Raw genomic sequence first — 19,065 nt, forward strand, 5'->3', positions numbered from 1 at the left:
CGCTTATCAGATAATATTGAAATGCCATCACGTTTTGCGTGATGGCATTTTTAGTCGATAATCAGCTTGTAAACCGAAGAATTGGCGCCATACCAGACGCCAACACCATTTCCTTCAATATTACCGGAAAAATCATCGGAGTAGTTCAGAAATGAAAGCGCAAGACCTTGTTGCGAAACAGCAGACCATAAAGAATAACTTGTTGCGGAAACGTTAGATACTTTTATTGCTATTTCATCACCTTTTTCATAATATCTGGAAGAGTTCATGGTATCCTGTATCGATCGGGTCCTCATCAATGATACAGTAAATTGTTTGCCGGCCTGATCAATAGCCTTGATTCCTCTGGGAGTGGTTGCATAGAACTCATGTTGAGTTTGCAGCTTCGTAAACAGCAGATAATTGGCTTCCGGATTTGCATTGTCAATATTTACGACAGGTTGAGCCTTTTCCGGGTCGAGCCATTCATACGATACGCCTTTTATGGCAGGCTTATAAAGTGGGATCTCTGTTTCGGAAAGAAGAACATCATTGTTGTATTTAACTTCCAGTTTGTACTTCTGACCTGCCTTTCCTTTCAGAGAATTACCAACATAAAATAAATAAGGAAAAACTTTATCGTTGCGCGTCAATGTCAGAACTTCCTCATCTCCTCCGCCAGAGACCTTTACGGTTGCCCAACGTACAATAAGAGCTTCCAGTTGCTCCTCATCGATAACGTAGTTAGTGGGTATGTTGTGCATCACTTTCACCACTGGAACTGCTCCGTTCTCGATAATGCCTTCAACTACAAACTTAGGGTCAAATTCTTTTTGGGCACCTTCTTTAATGCATGCAGAAAATACCGTACCTATGATGATTGTTAATAGTAATTTTTTCATAGTAGTTCCAATGAATAAGTGAGAGCAGGTAAGAGGGGCAAACTTGCGCCTTCTTTTTGGATCATTTTAAAGGCATTGTTCTCTTGAAAATAATTCCGGTCATAACTTTGGTATATATAAATTGGATTAGAGCGATTGTAGACATTGATAATTGAAATACCCAGGGTTTGCCTGCATTTGCTGGTTTTCTTCAACAGCCAGTCTACGCTTGCATCCAACCTGTGATAGGCAGCCATCCGGACACTGTTTTTGGCGCCATATTCCGCCAATACGGAATTGCCAAAATAATACATCCCTACTGTGGGAGTATATGCGCTTCCGCTATTGTACATGAAACTAACTGAGATAGATATTTTCGGAGTCATTTTATAAGAATTCACAATACTTAAATTATGCGGCCGGTCGTAAATATATTTATACCATTGTCCGTTATTGATTGCATCAAATTTCCTGAAGCTTCTTGAATAGGAGTAGTTTACCGTGAAATAATTACGGTTGGTGATTAATCTGGCAAAAAAATCGGATCCGTAGGTAACCCCATTACCATTTTCTATTCCATTGGCAATATCATTGCTTTCGTTTAAAGAGACGATGTTCCCATTAAATTCTTTTAAGCCAGACAGCCATCTGTAATAAACGTCTATACTATATTCGATACTGGCCCCTGCGTAACGGTATCCGCCAGAGGCTTCCCGGATCTTTGAAACAGAAAGATTCCGGTTGGCATGAATTACGTAATCAACTGGCAGGTTAATATTTGTAAGGCCAACCTGGTGTATCGGCTGATAAGCCATCGATAAACTACAGAAAAAAGAATTCCTTGCGTCCATCAGATAGGATACTGAAAGTGCCGGATTTATAAAAAACACGCGTTCAACAGCTGAAACTGTAGAAAGATTCAGTGAGCCTTTCAGTTCAATTTTTTCTGACAATGGGGATGTGGCATTCACAAAATGCTTAAATAAATGCTGATTACTTTTATACCGGACATTGCCACCAGATTGAGCAGGCTGTCCCTCATTCTGAAGGGTAGTGCCTAAATCATCCATTATATAAAGGAAGCCTGTTTCAACCGAGCGGCGCGATTTTCGATAAGCCAGGGTAGAATTTATGCTTAAGGTCTTTTGATGATTGAATAGCGCAAACTCTTCGCCATACAGATCAAATGCAACGCGGGTATTGTACTTTGAGTATCCAATATTATTTTCCCATTGCAGGTATTGCCGGATATCTGCAGTATGAGTTATGCCCATAACCAGATTTCCCCAATCCATACTATTCTTTGCCCGCTGCTCATACAGATCAAACATAGCTTTATCTCTACCCAGGTATAAGAAGGCCTTTATCTCACTCTTGTTGAAAACCCTTTTGGCGTTCATATTAAAGTCGAACAGGTCATAGTTCATACCTTCTAAATCCTTTCCCATTTTACTTAATACAGGCCATAGTGTTTTATTCATAAAGGTATTCCTCCAGAATATTTCAATCACCTGAATAGAGTCCCGTTCAATTCTGGCGCCTACGCCCAGATGAGCCAGGGAGGCTTCTGCTTTAATAAGGGTGGTATCTCTGACTTGCCAGTTACTATTTATATCAATATAGCCGGATAATTTCCCAAAATACTTTCCCGGAACAACGCCCGTGTAGATTTTCAGGTCTTCAATAACATTATTATTGAATAAAGGGAATAATCCGAAAAGATGGCTTGGGTTATGAACGAGGACCCCATTGTAAAAATAGCCATTGCTTCCTGATGGAAGCCCTCTGTATTGCACACCCGAATTGGCATCGCCTCCATTACCAAAACCAGGAAGGAAGCGTATTGATTTTAAAGGATCTGCTATCCCCATTATTTTTGGTACCACTTCTATCTGCTTTGCGCTTAATGTAAGCCTGTTCACTCCATTAATTAACTGCTTTTGTCTGGATACTGTTACGGTATCCATATTTTTAATCGAGTCCACTACAGACTGACTATACAGGAGGTTGTAGAAGAGCAGTGACAGGGTAAAGGTTAATCCGGTTTTCAAGAATTTAGTTGATAACGTTAATGACAAATTGTTGTGAAATTGCAATTTTTACGCTTCTATAATTAGTGCCCATGCTGAATGTTTTCATAGAGTTTTACTTTTTGAAAGGTTCATATCAGTGCAGAAGGCCATCTTTACCACCGCTTCTTCAATGGCAGGCAGAAGATGATGTTCTTACCCTTTACGAATGCAAACAGAAATGCAGTTAAAAAACACCAGAGTCCTTAGTTGAAAAGCTCTTTCTCACCCCTGCTCCCGACTGTTTGAAAATTCGCCAAAAACGACAAAAGCCACCCGAAGGTGGCCTTGTAAGCTATTGTGTTTGAGTGCTCCCCCTGCTGGACTTGAACCAGCGACCCTCTGATTAACAGTCAGATGCTCTAACCAACTGAGCTAAGGAGGAATTTGTTTTTCCATTCCGGCGGCCCTAATAGCCCGGGCTTTTACCCCTTCTCCGAAATGGGCAGCAAAAATAAGGAAATTCCTATTTTAAAAAACACATACTGAAAGAAAAATCAGGCTTTTATTTAAAAATTTTTCTGCTTTTTTACCCTTATTTTCTGCTCAATTCCTAAGTCCGCAGGAATGGATCATTTCTCAACCCAAAATCCTTACTTATTGGCACCCGGCACCCGAAAATTACTGCCGTTTTTTCTTGCCGCCTATTTACTTGCATTAATAAATTCTACCACATCTTTTGCAAACCGCTCGGATTCCTCCCAGTGCAACGCATGGCCCGCCTCCTCATACATCACCAGCCGGGCATTTTTTATTCGCTTAGCCAGGTTTTGCTGGTCTGCCCGCGAACAAAAACCATCCTTGCTGCCCCAAAGTATGAGTGCCGGAATGGCAATGCGCGGTAGTTCCTTTGTAAGATCTGTTTTCATGAAGGCAGCGGCACATCCATGCCATACTCTCGCCGGCAGTTTCATGCTTTCTGCAATGCATTGATTGATGTAAGCCGAATCTACCGGCCTGGCCAGCGTGCTCTTTTGAAATGCTTCTGCAAACGAATAGTCAACCGGGTCTTTGAGTTTCATTACTTCACTCAAAAATTCGGGTACCCCCGGGTTATCGGCAAATGAAGCGTCTGAACTTACAATAATTATCGACCGGGTAAGCTGTGGATAGTCAATGGCAAATTGTTGCACAATTAGTCCGCCCATCGAATGGCCGGCCAGTATGCACGGGCCTAACTTTTTTGCAGTGATAAACGCCGCTATGTCGGCAGCAAATGTTTTAAAGCTGTAACCTGCCGCCGGCTTCGATGAATTGCCATGCCCGCGCAACGTGATGGCCATGGCATGAACATCCGCTGGAAGTAAGGGCAGCACCTTTTCAAACGATCGCCACGAATCAGAATAGCCATGTATGAAGATCACCGGCTTGTTTTCGGCATTCCCCTTTTCTGCATAGTTGAGTTGTACGCCGTTGGCCAGCGTAATTGTTTGTTCGGTAATTGGGTTGGTGTCTGACTGAAGTACAGGTGTAGCTTCTACCTGTAAACACTGGCTAACTCCCAGCATAAAGGGCAGCCAGTGAATGACCTTTTTTCGCATAAATGATACATTTAATTTATCCCGTTTCCACTATAGCGTAACGGGCGGTTGGTTAATAGATATTTTATTCTTTGCTTGCGGGTGGAAGGCTCACATCCTGAAAGCGTAACATTTCTCCGATACGCGCAGATGCGCCTTCATAAAAACCGGTCGTCTTTACATATTCTTTAGGGTTGCGGAAGGTCCTGAACAGTATGTCGAACAAAGGCAGGTCTGAGTAATTGAATGCATGTACATCCTGTGCATGATGGATGGCATGGCTTTCGGGCCGCTGAATGATGTAGCCCATCCAAACCGGTGTTCTTATATTGGCATGCTGAAAAATGCTGAAGAAATTGGTGATGAGCAATATCAGCGTTACCGCTGCGGCCGGCAACCCTAAGACTATTGAAAAGCAAAGGGTGCCCAAGAGGGTAAATCCTATCATATCGAACGGGCTGAAATAGAACGCTCCATATGTATCAAGGCGTTCTGCACTATGGTGCATTTGATGAAATACCCGCCATAAAACATTGTAGCGGTGCATTGACCGGTGCCACACATATAAGCCACCTTCATATAACAGAACACCCAAAACGGTTGCTACAGCAAGGTTCATTTTTGAAAGGTCGATAAGCTGGGCAGAAGGCAGCCACCGGCTATAGGCTAGCGGCAAATAGGTTGACAGGTAAAAGAAAAAGATAAAGGCGGCGATGCCTTTGATGCGCCAGAAACGAATGGCGGGTAATTTCCGTGCCGGAAAAATGGCTTCCCACACAATGAGCACCAGGTACATAGAAAGAATGTACAACGATTCCGGGTCGAGCAAGATCTGTAATGGAGTTGGCATATACCTGCTTTTTAGTTTTAATACTATAAGCGTAAGTTTATGCCTTACAATGTGAGGTGTGGGCCGGCATTAATTTCGCGGGGATCAAAATAATCCAAACAGTCCGCCATCGGGCAGCCCAACGAAAAGCGCTTCGCCCCGAACTTCAACCGGGTAAGTTTTTAAATAATATCCTTCGCCGCTGGTATTGCGGCCATTTTGCAAACTGAATTTGTACCGGTGCACCGGGCAAACCACATTCCCAACCGCATCTACATAACCATCGGCCATTATGCCGCTGGCATGCGGGCATTTATAGGCAAATGCAAACCATTGGTCGCGGTGCCGGGTGAGGCAGATCTTTTTTCCTTTTACATCCGTAACGGCAATGCCATGCTCGCTGAATGTAAGCACTGAAGGATGTTCGGCTACCTGGTGGTACTGGTATTTCTTTTCGGTCATGGAGGCTTGTTCACGGATGCACAGGTAAATAAATCGCCATTAATAAAAACCCGTTTTGTATGGGTACCGTATGGCGTATAATTCCTTCACCTTATTTAAGATGGTTGCGCGTAATTCGTCGATGTTCATTCTTTCAGTGGCGGAAATGAAAACACAGTTGCCCTGTAACTGATTTTCCCAGCGTTCTTTCAGGTCTTTTAGTATTTCGGCCCGAACCTCTTCTTCCAGCCAGGGATCAAAGGTGTTCTTTTCGTACTGGTCCATTTTATTGAAGATGGTGATCGTTGGTTTGTCGATCACACTCAGCTCCTGCAGCGTTTTGTTTACCACACCCAACTGATCTTCATACGCCGGATGCGAGGTGTCTACAACATGCAGGAGTATATCGGCCTCGCGTACTTCATCGAGCGTACTTTTAAAACTTTCAACCAGGTGGTGCGGTAATTTGCGGATGAACCCTACCGTGTCGCTCAACAGGAACGGTGTGGTTTCAAAAACTACCTTACGTGTTGTAGTATCGAGCGTGGCGAATAATTTATTTTCGGCAAATACTTCGCTTTTCGCCAGCAGGTTCATGATGGTGCTTTTGCCTACGTTGGTATAGCCAACAAGGGCTACGCGGATAAATTCACCGCGGTCTTTGCGCTGGGTTGCCGCCTGTTTGTCAATTTCGCTGAGGCGCTTGCGTAACAGGGCCAGTTTTTCACGAACTATTCGCCGGTCGGTCTCAATTTCCGTTTCACCCGGTCCCCTGGTTCCAATACCACCCCCCAAACGTTCAAGGTGTTTCCACATACCACGCAGGCGGGGCAGCAGGTATTGATACTGGGCCAGCTCAACCTGGGTTTTCGCCTGGGCCGTTTTGGCGCGGCGGGCAAAAATATCCAGAATGAGGTCGCTGCGGTCGATGGTTTTTACTTCAAGCACCTTTTCAATATTCTGGATCTGTGAGCCGCTTAGCTCATCGTCGAAAATGACAATATTAATATCGCGTCCTTCAATGTAATTTTTGATCTCTTCCAGCTTTCCCTTGCCCACAAAGGTGCGGCTGTCGGGGTGCGGGAGTTTCTGCACGAAACGCTTCACGGCTTTTGCGCCGGCGGTTTCTGCCAGAAACGCCAGTTCATCCAGGTACTCGGTTACCTGCTCTTCGGTTTGTAATTTATGTACCAGTCCTACCAGTACAGCCTTCTCTTCTTTTTGAATGATGTTCTTCTTGTCTAACAAGTCCTTCGAATTTTCCGTGCAAAAGTAAGCTGAAAAACCGGAACTGCCGGCGTGTTCTCTTTCCGGTTGGGCCGTGGGGGGTGAAAAGTACGATATTCCACCCTCTTAATTAGTTGATACCGCTGTACCTGCCTTCTACTTATTATTATAAATACGGCGTTTATCCATTTTTCCGCCATTAAATAATGAAAGATGAATCGATAAATGCGGATGCAACAGTGCAAACAAAAAGTCCGGAAGTAGCTTCGCTTATGCGAAATTTCCTTCCGGACTTTAATATGTTTTGAATCGGATGTTTTTACAGTATGGCCCGCAATTGGGCGTTTTCTGCTGGCGCTTCTATAATCCGCTGATAGTTAATCCTATCTGGAACGGCCGTATGTCGGGACCGGCACCATCTTTTATAAAGCTGTTGATCTGGTATTGCCCATAAATACCAAATATGCCTTTGCTGATGCGGCCGGTTACGGCAAGGCGTGTGCTATTGAAGAAGCGTTTTGATTTTATCTTTTCTGTATAACTATTGATGGTACCTCCATTGCGGCTCATGAGGTTTTTACCTTTTGTCATGGCGCTTAACATGGTGCCTACTTTTCCGCCTACTGCCGCTTTCCAGCTGCTGTTGGGTTTTGCCGGGTTTGCCGTAAAACGAAGCTCAACCGGCAATTCGAGGTAGGTGGTTGCTACTTTATATTTTTTGAAATAGTTGGAAGTGGTGTCGCTTCTGAAAGAAAGCGTGTTGCCCGATAAGCCGGCAATGTCTACAGTTGTTTTATCGAGGTAAAAATTGTCGGTTCCCAAACCGGCGCCAATACCTACGCTAAAGCGGGGACTGGTTTTAAAAGGGAAGTCGAACATGAAATACATATTAAAGCTGCGGGGAATACCTTTTGTATCGATAGTATCTGAAATACCTGACCATCCATTATACCCTACCTGAATCAGGAAGTGATCGTTACCGTGACGCTGGCTTAAGGCCTTGGTCCATTCGTTCTTTTGCGACGTTTTGGAGGCCGGAACGGGGTCTGGTGTAACTGTTGAATCCTGTGCAAATAAGGGAAGTACAAATGCCAATGCGAGGGAAAGCGTAATCAATTTTTTCATACTGTTCTCAAATGATTGTCAAAAGTATCTTTCACAGGGTTAATGAAAGGTTAAGGTTACAAAAAAGCCCATAGCACTGCCATGGGCAAAATGAGGTAATGGTTGACTTTTTTGCGGATCGCCCCACCCGGTAGTAACGGATATCGGGAAACAATACGTCAAATATGGAAATTAACCCTACAGAGGCCCCGATTCAACCGACCAGCGATGGATCGATGTGTTTGGGATACCCTAACCCTCCCGATAATTATTTTTGGAGAGAAAGCCAACGATGAAATAAGAACTGTGTGTGGATCCTGTTGGGATCATTATCCTGTAAACTTGTGTGGATCCTTTCGGATTTGAACCGAAGACCCCCTGATTATGAGTCAGGTGCTCTAACCGTCTGAGCTAAGGATCCGAACTGCTTTCGCAGCAATATTATTAAAACAAGCGCTTTTCGTTTCAAAGAGCAGCAAAATTAGAAAAATTCATTCAGTACCCCGCAGAAATCTTATTTAATTTTTTAAATTACCTTGTGCAGCAGCTTTCAGGTGAACAGTTTGGTCTTTTTCCTTGACGATTAGCATTTTTTTATTATGCTTGCCAGCCCGCACATTCAGGAACTGCAAACGCGTATTGCGCTATATGACGACCAGTACGCCTATAAGGAGTTGTATGTCCTGTTCTTTAAGAGCCTTCAACAGTTTGCCATCTCCTTCGTGCGTTCCCCTGAAACTGCCGAAGAGATCGTTTCCGACGTATTTATTAAGGTGTGGAAAAAAAGGGCCGGTCTCAGCCGTATCCATAACCTCAAATTATACCTTTTTATCAGCACTAAAAATTGCTCGCTCAATTATCTGCGTACCCGGAAAAAGATCCTGCTTCAACCCGAGCAATACTTCGTACAACTTCAAAGCATCTATTTCAACCCCGAAAAACTGATGCTTACCGCCGAAATGATGAACCGCGTTCAAAAAGCCATCAACGACCTGCCACCCCGCTGCCAGCTTATATTTAAGCTAATAAAAGAAGACGGGCTTAAATACCGCGAAGTAGCCGAACTGCTGAACCTTTCAATAAAAACTATTGAAAATCAAATGGCTATTGCCATCCGTAAAATAGGGTTGGCCATTCATTTCGATATACGTACCACCCTTTCATCCTGAACAGCCTGGTATGAATTTATCTGTGTAATACCGGGAACCCGCATTCCGACTGCCCGGTAAAAAAATATTTCACCACTTTGGGGGTATGTTTTTTATAGTAGTGTCCTTACAGGTATATACTATATATATACACATGAGTAAGGATAGAATCTGGTTTTTAGTTGGCAAAAAACTAGCTGGTGAGGCAAGCGCCGAAGAATTGAATGAACTGGAAGGACTGTTGCGTAGCGATCCTGACATGCATTACGCCCTCCAAAATATAACTGACTTATGGAATCTGCCTGTGCCTGCAACAAGTGAAGCAGACGATGCCTTCAACCGCCATCTGGGCAGGTTGAAAGAAACCGGTGTTCAATGGAACCAGGTTGCTGAAACCGGTATTCAACCCGGCGATATACCCGCACAAAAGCGTTCACGTAAATCACCTTTTATAATTAGTATAGCCGCTACCGTTCTCCTGGTGGCCTGTATATTCTGGTATAACGCCGCAACTAAAAAAACTTCAGACCGCCCTTTCGCGGCCGGCCTGGCCGGCAAAAAAAATGAGGTAAGCACCCGTAATGGTTCCAAAACAACCATTACCCTGCCCGATGGATCAAAAGTTTGGCTGAATGCGGGCAGCGTGCTGACCTACAATAAAGATTTCGGCGGTGACATACGGGAAGTTGAACTAAGCGGCGAAGCTTTTTTTGACGTGGTGCCTGCCACCTCACCGGCAACAGCGCAAAAAGTTCCATTCATCATCCATACCCAACATATAGATATACGCGTGCTGGGAACCGCATTCAACGTGAAGTCGTACCCCGGCGACAAACATACCGAAACCAGCCTGGTGCATGGCAAGGTGGAAGTGATGATCCATAACCGCCCCGAAGAAAAGATCGTTTTGCACCCCAATGAAAAGCTGGTTGTAAAGAATGAAGAAGCGGTTGAACCCGTTGCCGGTAAACCGGCCGCGCCTGATACAGAGCCCCTGGTTTCACTTAGCAAATTAACCTATTCAGATGCCGACAGCATGATAGTTGAAACAGCGTGGGTGCAAAACAAGCTTGCATTTAATAATGAATCGCTTTTGCAAGTGGTTGAAAAAATGGAACGCTGGTACAATGTAGAGATCGAGATCAGGGATGAAAAAGTACGTGCGGAAAGAATTTCGGGGACTTTCGAAAATGAAACCATACAACAGGCGCTGGATTATTTAAGCATATCGACACCCTTTCAGTATTCAATGCAGGGTAACAAAGTAATTATAGGACGATGATATTTTAAATCAAAACGATTGAAAAATGAATAACAACAGCTCTTAAAGCCTTAAACAAAAGCGGAACCTCATTGCAGTGAGATCCCGCCAGGTAAAATACAGGCTGAAACGAAGTTTCCTGTTTAGGCACAGGAAAGACCTATTATTTAACCTTCCAATTAACAAAGTATGAAAAAAAACGGAATTCTGCTGAGTTTCGGCAGGGACCCGCTTTTGTTAAAGTTTGTCCTGATTATGAAGCTTTCATTTGCCATAATACTGCTTAGCTGTCTTCATGTTGCTGCCGGAGGCTTTTCCCAGAACAGGATAAGCGTCGACTTTCAATCGACTCAATTGAAAAGGGCATTGACCTTCATTGAAAAGAAAAGTAATTTCCGCTTTCTATATAACGAAAGCCTGGTTACCAATGCGCCCCGTATTACCCTCACCATGGCCAATGCAGAAGTGACCGATGTTCTGAACCGCTTACTTAACAATACCGGCCTCTCGTACCAGTTGATGGCCAATAACCTGGTCATTCTGAAAAATGGTTCGTCGGTGGTTGTTCAGGATATAAAAGTATCGGGCAGGGTAACCAGTACAACCGGTGAGCCGGTTGCCGGCGTTTCGGTAATGGTAAAGAATACCACCATTGGAACTACAACCGATGGAGCAGGTAACTACTCGCTTACGGTGCCCGACAGCGCCATCCTGGTTTTCTCCTCATTGGGATTTGAAACGCAGGAATTGCCCGTTAATGGCCGCGCAACTATCGACGTTAGTATGAAAGCTGCAGACGCTTCTTCATTGCAGCAGGTGGTGGTTATCGGTTATGGTACCAGTTCGCGCCGCGACCTTACCGCTCCGGTAGCCGTTGTGGATCCTGAAGATCTGAACAAACGTATGACGGCCAGTCCCATGCAGGCATTGCAGGGTAACGCGCCCGGGGTACAGGTTGTTACTACCGGGGCGCCCGGTGGTTCACCAACCGTTCGTATCCGTGGCGTTGGCTCCTTTAATAATACATCACCACTATATGTTGTAGATGGAATGTTTGTCGATAACATCGACTTCCTCAATACCAACGACATTGGTGAAATGTCGATTTTAAAAGATGCGTCTGCCGCAGCCATTTATGGGGTGCGTGCCGCCAATGGCGTGGTGATCATAACAACAAAAAAAGGAAGGTATAACCAGAAAACCCGCGTAACCTATAATGGCTACTTCGGTGTACAAAGACCAACAGGTAAATTTAAGCTGGCCAATGGCGCACAATATGCAGCCATGGAACTGGCAAAAAAAACCGGCACCGATACCGCGAGAGTTGCGTTATCGGTATCGAAATTTGGCGGCTCGGGCCTGAATCCTTCAACCAGTACCGATTGGTACGATGAATTGCTTAAGAGCTCAGCGCTTATGCATAACCACAGCATCGATCTGTCGGGCGGCGCCAGCAAAATAAATTATACCCTGGGTTTGAACTATCTGTACCAGGATGGGATCATGGATGCAGCAGAAAACAATTACAAAAGGTATAACGTTCGCTTTCAGATCGAAGCCAAGCCCTACGAATTCCTGAAACTGGGTTTAACCACGCACCTGAGCAATTTTATTCAGCGAAATCCCAACACGGGCGCCTTTTCCCTGGCTTACCTGGCTTCGCCATTATATCCGGTATTCGATCCCAACAATACGTTGGCGTTTCCTGATAAATATACTTCTTCAACAACGCTTGGTTTTGCCAACGGCGTATTTAACAACCCGGTTGCGGCAGCCAACTACTGGTTCGACAAAACAAAAGGCTTCCAGATTTTGCCAACCCTGTATGCTGAAGCAGATATTGTGAAAAACAAATTGTCGTTCAGGTCGCAGATAAGCCAGCGTTATGGTTCTAACCTCAACCAGAACTTCCTGCCGCAATATTATGTCGATAACATTCAGCTTCAGCGAAACTCGACACTGACGACAACTGAAACCAGAACGGAAAACTACATCATCGATAATTTAATCACTTATAAAGACAACAAAGGCGATCACAGCTGGACGTTGTTGCTGGGGCAGTCGGTGCGTGATGAACGATTCAGGTCGACCCAGGTAATAACCGATAGCGTACCTGGCCAACAGGAATTCTGGTATGCCGATCAGGGCGTTCGCCGCCAGAACGGTTATAATGAAACAGGGTTCAGGAATTCTTCCGTTTCCTTTTTCGGCCGCCTTAGTTATGATTTTGCCGACAGGTATTTATTGACAGCCACTTTCCGCGCCGACGGTACTTCAAAGTACCAGGACAAATGGGGTTATTTCCCTTCAGTGGGCGTAGGCTGGGTAATTTCGGAAGAAGAATTTATGAAGGATCAGCAGTTGTTCGATCAATTGAAAATACGCGGATCGTGGGGTAAACTGGGGAACGATAATGTTAACCCCAGCACCGGTTATGCTGTTGTGAATACGGGTAATGATTATTCGGGCATTTTCGGCAGTACGCCCGGTTCTGCCGGCTCACCACAAACAGGTTATCGAATAGACCCGATTTTCGGTACCGTTAACTGGGAAGTGGTGACCGAGTGGGATGGTGGTATCGAATTTTCTATGTTGAACAGGCGGTTAAAAGGTTCGTTGGATTATTATCACCGGCAAACCGATAAACTGGCATTTGAAAGAAATATCCCGTTCACCGGCATTCGCCAATACGGTAACTGGGGTACCGTAAACAACAGCGGTATTGAAGTAGACCTTAGCTGGAGCGACAAAATTGGTGACCTTGGCTATAAGATCGGCGGTAACCTGGCTACGGTAAAAAATGAAGTGGTTGACCTGCAGGGTTTGAAAAACCTGCCTGGCGGTGTAGCGGAATTTCCAACGAATTCGCAGGTAGGCGAACCCTTTAATGTTTTCTGGGGTTACCAGGTAACCGGTGTATATCAAAATCAGGCCGAGGTAGATGCCGATCCAATTACAGCAGGCAATAATGTAAAGCCTGGTTTTTTCAAATACAAAGATCAGAACGGAGATAAAGTGCTCAACGAGCAGGACCGGGTGAACCTCGGAAGTTATTTTCCGAAGATCAATTATGGATTTACCCTCGAACTTGACTACAGAAATTTCGATTTCAGTGTTTTCTTCCAGGGTGTAGGGGGAAATTCCATCCTGAACTTTAACCGTGCAACGCGGCAGAAGTTTCCCGATATGAATGGCGACGAAGAATTTGTGACCAGTTTATGGACGGGGGAAGGTTCTACAAATGAATTTCCTTCGGCAATCGGTACCGCCGCCTCGTGGAACAACAGCGCCAGTTCATTTTATGTAGAGAACGGATCTTACCTGCGATTGCAGAACATTCAACTGGGATACAATTTCAGGCTTGGAAAGAGTGAAAACGGACCTTCATTCCGTGTATACGCAACCGCCGACAGGCCGCTTATTTTTACCAGGTACAGCGGTGTAACACCCGAAATAGCGGCGCCTGCCCAATTGCCGAAAGACCGCGGGGCTGCGCCTGTGAATACGCCGGCAGTTGTTATTTCGGGGTCAGGATACGACAATAACGTATATCCTACCACTGCCGTTTACACGATTGGAGTAAGAATCTCTTATTAATACTAATATGAGCATCATGAATATCATAAAAAATATTTTACTTCTGTTATTGATAATGGAAGTAACAGCGTGTAGCAAGCTGCTCGACCGCGATGTGGAAGACCAGACCAGGAGCACTATTATCGATTATAACGACCTGGGTTCAATGTATTCGCCGGTGTCGGGCATTTACCGCGCAGCGGCGAGCGATAATCCGGGTTTTGCACACTGGGTCGATGCCGCAATACGCACCGTACGTGGCGATGACGTTGCCAAAGGTTCGGCGCCTAACGACCAGATACAGCTTAGCGATATCAAGAACTTTCAAAACAGCAACCCGGGTGTGGTCACATTCTGGGGAAGCAACAATTACTGGAACAATCATTTTGGACTGGCATTGTTTTGCAATGAAGCAATGGCCGACCTGAACCGGTATGCCGCCAATATTGCACCCGGCGATGATCAGAACCTGGCCCTGAATAATCAATACAAGGGCGAAGTTCGGGTAATACGCGCCCTGGCGCATTTGTTTGCATCGCGCGTGTTTGGCGATGTGCCTATTGTTACCAATAACGCCAACCTTAGCCAGATACCTAAAAGTACCACCGCCGAAATACGCCAATGGATCATCAGCGAAATGGATTCGTCTATCGCATTCCTTGAAGACGCAAGACCTAATCAATCGGTGCATCCGGGTGCTGTAACGAAATATACGGCGCTGCTGCTGAAAGCAAAAGCCGCTGCTGACCTGGCAGACAACGAAAACGGAAGCCAGTATTGGGATGTTGTTTTGGCTGCCACCGATGAGATCATCAACAGCGGTAAGTTCAACCTGTTCCCCGATTTTTATCAGCTATGGAAATATCCCGGAAAGCTCAGCAACGAATCGTTGTATGAAATGCAGTATACCGATCAGGGTTCCAGTATCGGCACTAACATTAAACCGGGCGCTTTCTGGGATTTTCAGGGCCCTAACGGCGATCAGCGTGGCAGTTATATTTCAGGTTGGGGATTTTTGTCGCCTACACAAATTATCGTTGACTTTTTCAACAACCGCAATGATTCGGTTCGCCTGAAGACAACTGTACTTTTTGCCGGTGCCAATGAAAATACATTCGTTACCTCACCCAGCGGCGATAAAATTTATGGCAACACAAATGGCCAAACAAGATTTATGGGAAAGGCATACCTGCCCAGCAATCAAAACCTGTCGGGCAGAAGAGAATATGGCGCCAATAACAATATACGCGTATTGCGCTATGCCGATGCCCTGCTGTTAAATGCTGAAGCAAAAGTACGTAAAGGGCAAAGCGGCGATGTACCGTTCAACCTCGTTCGCCAGCGGGCAAAACTTGACCCTATAAGCGATGTTACCCTGCAACAGGTGCTGGATGAACGCCGCGCCGAATTTGCCTGCGAATGGTGGGGAGAAAGATATAACGACCTCATTCGTACAGAACAGGCCGCCACCGTGCTGGCGCCTTTCGGCTTTACACCTGGAAATGAATACCTGCCCATTCCAACGCAACAAAAGGACCTGAACCCGAATTTGTAGTTAGCTGATTGAATGGTTACGCAGTATGATGGTTCGGTTGCCGAAAGGCCACCGGCCATCATTATTACAATAAAAGTTTTGATCCTGCCCGCTCAAAGTACCGAAACCAAACGCAACGCGGCAATGATACGTTACAGGTTAACCGTAATAACGATTGTAATTTCTTTTTTACTGGTCCGTTGTACCAATACCCATAAAGTAAACAGCGAGGCTAAATTTTCGCCTGAAGATGAACAGCTGTTTACCGAGGTGCAGGAACAAACGTTTCAATATTTTTGGGATGGAGCGGAACCTGCCAGCGGGATGGCGCGGGAACGAATTCATATTGATAATGTTTACCCTCAAAAAGACAGGAACGTTATTACCAGCGGCGGCAGCGGATTTGGCGTTATGGCTTTGCTGGTTGGTATTCATCGCGGGTTTATAACGCGCGACCAGGGCCGGGAGCGGCTCGAAAAAATTGTACAGTTCTTAAAGACAGCCGATCGTTTTCATGGCGCCTGGCCGCATTGGTGGTATGGTGAAACGGGTAAAGTGAAACCATTCAGTAAGAAAGATAATGGCGGCGACCTGGTTGAAACCTCCTTCCTGTTACAGGGTTTGCTTTGTGTTCGCCAGTATTTCATCAATGGCGATTCTGCCGAACAGGTGCTGGCGAACCGGATAGATACGCTATGGCGTGAAGTTGAATTTGACTGGTATCGCCATGGCACCAATTCCCTGTACTGGCACTGGAGCCCGGAATACAATTGGGAAATGAATTTTCCGGTGCATGGTTATAATGAATGTTTGATCATGTACATTCTGGCGGCTTCATCGCCAACACATGGCGTACCGCCCGAAGTGTATCATGAAGGTTGGGCGCAAAGCGGCCGTATAGTTGCACCCTGTTCAGTATTCGATTATCCGCTGCAGTTGTATCACCAGGGCGATTCGCCGTACGGCGGCCCATTGTTCTGGGCGCATTATTCTTACCTCGGCCTCGATCCGCATGGATTGAAAGACCGGTATGCCGATTACTGGGTGGAGAATAGAAATCAAACGCTCATCAATTATTCATGGTGTATCAGAAATCCCAAATACTTTAAAGGGTATGGTCCCGATAACTGGGGGCTTACAGCCAGTTATTCAGTGAATGGATATGCAGCGCATGCCCCGGGCAATTACAACGATCGCGGTGTAATATCCCCTACCGCAGCCTTATCTTCTTTTCCCTATACCCCACAACAATCGATGCAGGCCATGCGGCACTGGTACAATGATATGAAAGATAAGTTGTGGGGACCCTATGGCTTTTACGATGCCTTCAGCCAAACAGCCAACTGGTACCCGCAACGGTACCTGGCAATAGACCAGGGGCCTATTGTGGTAATGATGGAAAATTATCGCAGCGGATTGTTATGGCGGTTGTTCATGAGCTGCCCCGAAGTTAAAGCCGGATTGAAGCAACTGGGTTTTACAAGCCCGCATTTTAAGTGATCCTGAACGCTTGTTTCCCTTGTGGCGGCAGGCCAAAGGATCTGTTTACGGGAAAGAGCGTCCTGAGCGCATATCCGCCTTTGGCGGATAGCGGAAGGAGCCGGCTCCTGATTAAAATTATTACAGATGGTTGCCAAACTTATTTATACCGTTTTTCTCATTGCGGCCACTGTTCCGCAGGTATTTCCTCAAAGCAACAGTAAGCGCCATATAGCTCTTACACAAAAGGTGGGGCGATCGGGTGCCGGTAACAACCGGTATGGCGAACGTCCCGCCTTTATTCAACGAACCTATTGTAATCCCCTGAATATCGATTACGGCTACACACCTATACCCAATTTTACGCAGTGGGGTAAACACCGGGCAACAGCCGACCCCGTGATCGTAACGTATAAGGGCGATTATTATTTATTCAGTACAAACCAGTGGGGCTACTGGTGGAGCAACGATCTGAGCAACTGGCATTTTGTTTCGCGTTTGTTCCTGAAGCCCTGGCACAAAGTATACGATGAACTGTGTGCGCCGGCGGTATGGGTACAGGGCGATACCATGCTTGTTTTCGGGTCAACCTACTCAACCAACTTTCCCATTTGGATGAGCACCAACCCCAAGGGCAATGAATGGAAAGAAGCGGTTGATTCCTTTGAGATCGGCGGCTGGGACCCCGCCTTTTTTCCGGATGATGATGGCAAATTGTATATGTACAATGGCAGCAGTAACCGCTATCCGTTGTATGGTATCCAAATTGACCGTAAAACATTTACACCCAAAGGCACCCGTAAGGAAATGTATTTTTTGGAACCCTGGCGCTATGGCTGGCAGCGCTTTGGCGAATACCTCGATAATACCTTTCTCGATCCGTTTATTGAAGGCGCCTGGATGACAAAATATAACGGTAAATATTATCTGCAATACGGTGCACCGGGTACCGAATTCAGCGGATATGCCGATGGTGTGGTAGTGGGTGATCACCCGCTCGGTCCCTTCACCCCGCAATCGTTTCCCTTCAGTTACAAACCAGGCGGTTTTGCCCGCGGCGCCGGCCATGGAGCTACCTTTAAGGATCCTTATAATAACTGGTGGCATGTGTCGACCATGGCTATTTCTGTAAAGAATAATTTCGAAAGGCGCATTGGCATCTGGCCGGCTGGTTTTGATAAAGACGGTGTAATGTATATGGATGCAGCTTTTGGCGATTACCCGTATTATTTGCCGGGTTCAAACTCCCCCTCCACCGGACAGGGTCGGGGGGAAACTACCTTCACCGGCTGGATGTTGCTGAACTACAACAAACCCGTCATCGTTTCAAGTACCCTTGGCAGTTATTACCCAAACTTTGCCGTTGACGAAAACATAAAAACATACTGGAGCGCCGCCACCGGCAACAAAGGGGAATGGGTCCAGACCGACCTCGGAAATACAGGTACGGTAAGGGCCATCCAGATCAATTATGCCGATCAGGATGTAACCTTCCTCGGCAAACCGCAAGGCACTTATCACCAGTATAAATTATACCATAGCGTTGACGGCAAAAGCTGGAAGCTGCTTGCAGATAAAAGCAATAACAGAACAGATGTGCCGCATGATTATATCGAACTTGAAAAGCCGGTTCAAACCCGGTATATAAAACTGGAAAATTTACATATGCCCACCGGTAAGTTTGCCATCAGCGGGCTGCGGGTGTTTGGTAATGGGAACGGCAGCAAACCCGATACGGTACAACAATTTATTGTATTGCGAACAGAAAAAGACAAACGCAGTGCCTGGTTGAAATGGCGGCCGGTTGACAACGCTTATGCATATAATATATATATGGGTGTGGCGCCGGATAAATTATATAACTGTGTAATGGTTTACAGCGCCAACGAATATTACTGCAAAGCAATGGACAAAGAAAAGCCCTGTTTCTTCGCTATAGAAGCCATCAATGAAAACGGGGTATCGGCAAGAAGCCAGATAGTAAGAGTTGAGTAGTTCTCAGATTAAAACTTATACA

At 45.6% G+C, this 19,065-nt stretch carries 13 protein-coding genes and 2 tRNA genes; 6 read left to right on the plus strand and 9 right to left on the minus strand.

All coding sequences use genetic code 11. The features are described 5' to 3' along the window. Window positions 1-50 precede the first annotated feature (50 nt). The 9 genes from A4R26_RS33550 to A4R26_RS33590 form a co-directional block, all read right to left on the minus strand. Window positions 51-881, minus strand: coding sequence for a DUF4249 domain-containing protein (locus A4R26_RS33550; RefSeq protein ID WP_081171450.1), 831 nt, complete (start codon window positions 879-881; stop codon window positions 51-53). Continuing rightward, on the minus strand, window positions 878-2,827 hold the full coding sequence (locus tag A4R26_RS33555) for a TonB-dependent receptor plug domain-containing protein (RefSeq protein WP_081171452.1): 1,950 nt from the start codon (window positions 2,825-2,827) through the stop codon (window positions 878-880). Before A4R26_RS33555 ends, A4R26_RS33550 begins: the two co-directional genes overlap by 4 nt. Window positions 2,828-3,240: 413 nt before the next feature. Then, a tRNA-Asn gene (locus tag A4R26_RS33560) sits at window positions 3,241-3,314 on the minus strand. 259 nt (window positions 3,315-3,573) lie between these two features. Beyond that, window positions 3,574-4,470 carry an alpha/beta fold hydrolase gene (locus tag A4R26_RS33565; RefSeq protein ID WP_081171454.1) on the minus strand — a complete coding sequence of 299 codons (897 nt, stop codon included), beginning with the start codon at window positions 4,468-4,470 and terminating at the stop codon, window positions 3,574-3,576. Window positions 4,471-4,534: 64 nt separating this feature from the next. Further along, the gene (locus tag A4R26_RS33570; protein WP_081171456.1) at window positions 4,535-5,299 is read right to left on the minus strand and encodes a sterol desaturase family protein; all 765 of its coding nucleotides are present in this window, start codon (window positions 5,297-5,299) and stop codon (window positions 4,535-4,537) included. An 84-nt stretch (window positions 5,300-5,383) separates the two neighbouring features. Continuing rightward, window positions 5,384-5,740 (minus strand): Rieske (2Fe-2S) protein, encoded by a 357-nt coding sequence (locus A4R26_RS33575; RefSeq protein WP_081171458.1) that lies wholly within the window; start codon window positions 5,738-5,740, stop codon window positions 5,384-5,386. 39 nt (window positions 5,741-5,779) lie between these two features. Next, window positions 5,780-6,967: a GTPase HflX gene (gene hflX, locus A4R26_RS33580; RefSeq protein ID WP_081171460.1), complete on the minus strand. Its 1,188-nt coding sequence runs from the start codon at window positions 6,965-6,967 to the stop codon at window positions 5,780-5,782. A 339-nt stretch (window positions 6,968-7,306) separates the two neighbouring features. Further along, a complete protein-coding gene (locus tag A4R26_RS33585; RefSeq protein ID WP_081171462.1) occupies window positions 7,307-8,071 on the minus strand; it encodes an outer membrane beta-barrel protein in 765 nt (254 codons plus the stop codon). A 326-nt stretch (window positions 8,072-8,397) separates the two neighbouring features. Continuing rightward, window positions 8,398-8,471: transfer RNA gene (locus A4R26_RS33590), tRNA-Ile, on the minus strand. Between the two features lie 178 nt (window positions 8,472-8,649). Between A4R26_RS33590 and A4R26_RS33595 the strand changes: the two genes are divergently transcribed. The 6 genes from A4R26_RS33595 (at window position 8,650) to A4R26_RS33620 (ending at window position 19,043) form a co-directional block, all read left to right on the plus strand. Beyond that, window positions 8,650-9,219, plus strand: a complete 570-nt coding sequence (locus tag A4R26_RS33595) for an RNA polymerase sigma-70 factor (RefSeq protein ID WP_081171464.1) — start codon at window positions 8,650-8,652, stop codon at window positions 9,217-9,219. 133 nt (window positions 9,220-9,352) lie between these two features. Next, window positions 9,353-10,480 carry a FecR family protein gene (locus tag A4R26_RS33600; protein WP_165760507.1) on the plus strand — a complete coding sequence of 376 codons (1,128 nt, stop codon included), beginning with the start codon at window positions 9,353-9,355 and terminating at the stop codon, window positions 10,478-10,480. A gap of 168 nt (window positions 10,481-10,648) precedes the next feature. After that, window positions 10,649-14,056, plus strand: coding sequence for a TonB-dependent receptor (locus tag A4R26_RS33605; protein ID WP_081171468.1), 3,408 nt, complete (start codon window positions 10,649-10,651; stop codon window positions 14,054-14,056). A 16-nt stretch (window positions 14,057-14,072) separates the two neighbouring features. Then, window positions 14,073-15,590 carry a RagB/SusD family nutrient uptake outer membrane protein gene (locus tag A4R26_RS33610; protein WP_165760508.1) on the plus strand — a complete coding sequence of 506 codons (1,518 nt, stop codon included), beginning with the start codon at window positions 14,073-14,075 and terminating at the stop codon, window positions 15,588-15,590. A gap of 12 nt (window positions 15,591-15,602) precedes the next feature. Further along, entirely contained in the window at window positions 15,603-17,069 is a 1,467-nt protein-coding gene (locus A4R26_RS33615; RefSeq protein ID WP_242675090.1) for a glucoamylase family protein, read from the plus strand. 126 nt (window positions 17,070-17,195) lie between these two features. Then, on the plus strand, window positions 17,196-19,043 hold the full coding sequence (locus A4R26_RS33620; protein ID WP_081171472.1) for a family 43 glycosylhydrolase: 1,848 nt from the start codon (window positions 17,196-17,198) through the stop codon (window positions 19,041-19,043). Window positions 19,044-19,065: the final 22 nt, after the last annotated feature.

The sequence above is a fragment of the Niastella populi genome (assembly GCF_002078015.1).
GTDB lineage: Bacteria > Bacteroidota > Bacteroidia > Chitinophagales > Chitinophagaceae > Niastella > Niastella populi.

What these genes read in the sequence shown, in the direction of transcription:
- A4R26_RS33565 (WP_081171454.1), bottom strand. Translation starts at nt 4,470, where the DNA reads ATGCGAAAAAAGGTCATTCACTGGCTGCCCTTTATGCTGGGAGTTAGC.
- A4R26_RS33595 (WP_081171464.1), top strand. Translation starts at nt 8,650, where the DNA reads ATGCTTGCCAGCCCGCACATTCAGGAACTGCAAACGCGTATTGCGCTA.
- A4R26_RS33605 (WP_081171468.1), top strand. Translation starts at nt 10,649, where the DNA reads ATGAAAAAAAACGGAATTCTGCTGAGTTTCGGCAGGGACCCGCTTTTG.
- A4R26_RS33550 (WP_081171450.1), bottom strand. Translation starts at nt 881, where the DNA reads ATGAAAAAATTACTATTAACAATCATCATAGGTACGGTATTTTCTGCA.
- A4R26_RS33575 (WP_081171458.1), bottom strand. Translation starts at nt 5,740, where the DNA reads ATGACCGAAAAGAAATACCAGTACCACCAGGTAGCCGAACATCCTTCA.
- A4R26_RS33585 (WP_081171462.1), bottom strand. Translation starts at nt 8,071, where the DNA reads ATGAAAAAATTGATTACGCTTTCCCTCGCATTGGCATTTGTACTTCCC.
- A4R26_RS33600 (WP_165760507.1), top strand. Translation starts at nt 9,353, where the DNA reads ATGAGTAAGGATAGAATCTGGTTTTTAGTTGGCAAAAAACTAGCTGGT.
- A4R26_RS33570 (WP_081171456.1), bottom strand. Translation starts at nt 5,299, where the DNA reads ATGCCAACTCCATTACAGATCTTGCTCGACCCGGAATCGTTGTACATT.
- A4R26_RS33620 (WP_081171472.1), top strand. Translation starts at nt 17,196, where the DNA reads ATGGTTGCCAAACTTATTTATACCGTTTTTCTCATTGCGGCCACTGTT.
- A4R26_RS33555 (WP_081171452.1), bottom strand. Translation starts at nt 2,827, where the DNA reads ATGGATACCGTAACAGTATCCAGACAAAAGCAGTTAATTAATGGAGTG.
- A4R26_RS33615 (WP_242675090.1), top strand. Translation starts at nt 15,603, where the DNA reads ATGGTTACGCAGTATGATGGTTCGGTTGCCGAAAGGCCACCGGCCATC.
- A4R26_RS33610 (WP_165760508.1), top strand. Translation starts at nt 14,073, where the DNA reads ATGAATATCATAAAAAATATTTTACTTCTGTTATTGATAATGGAAGTA.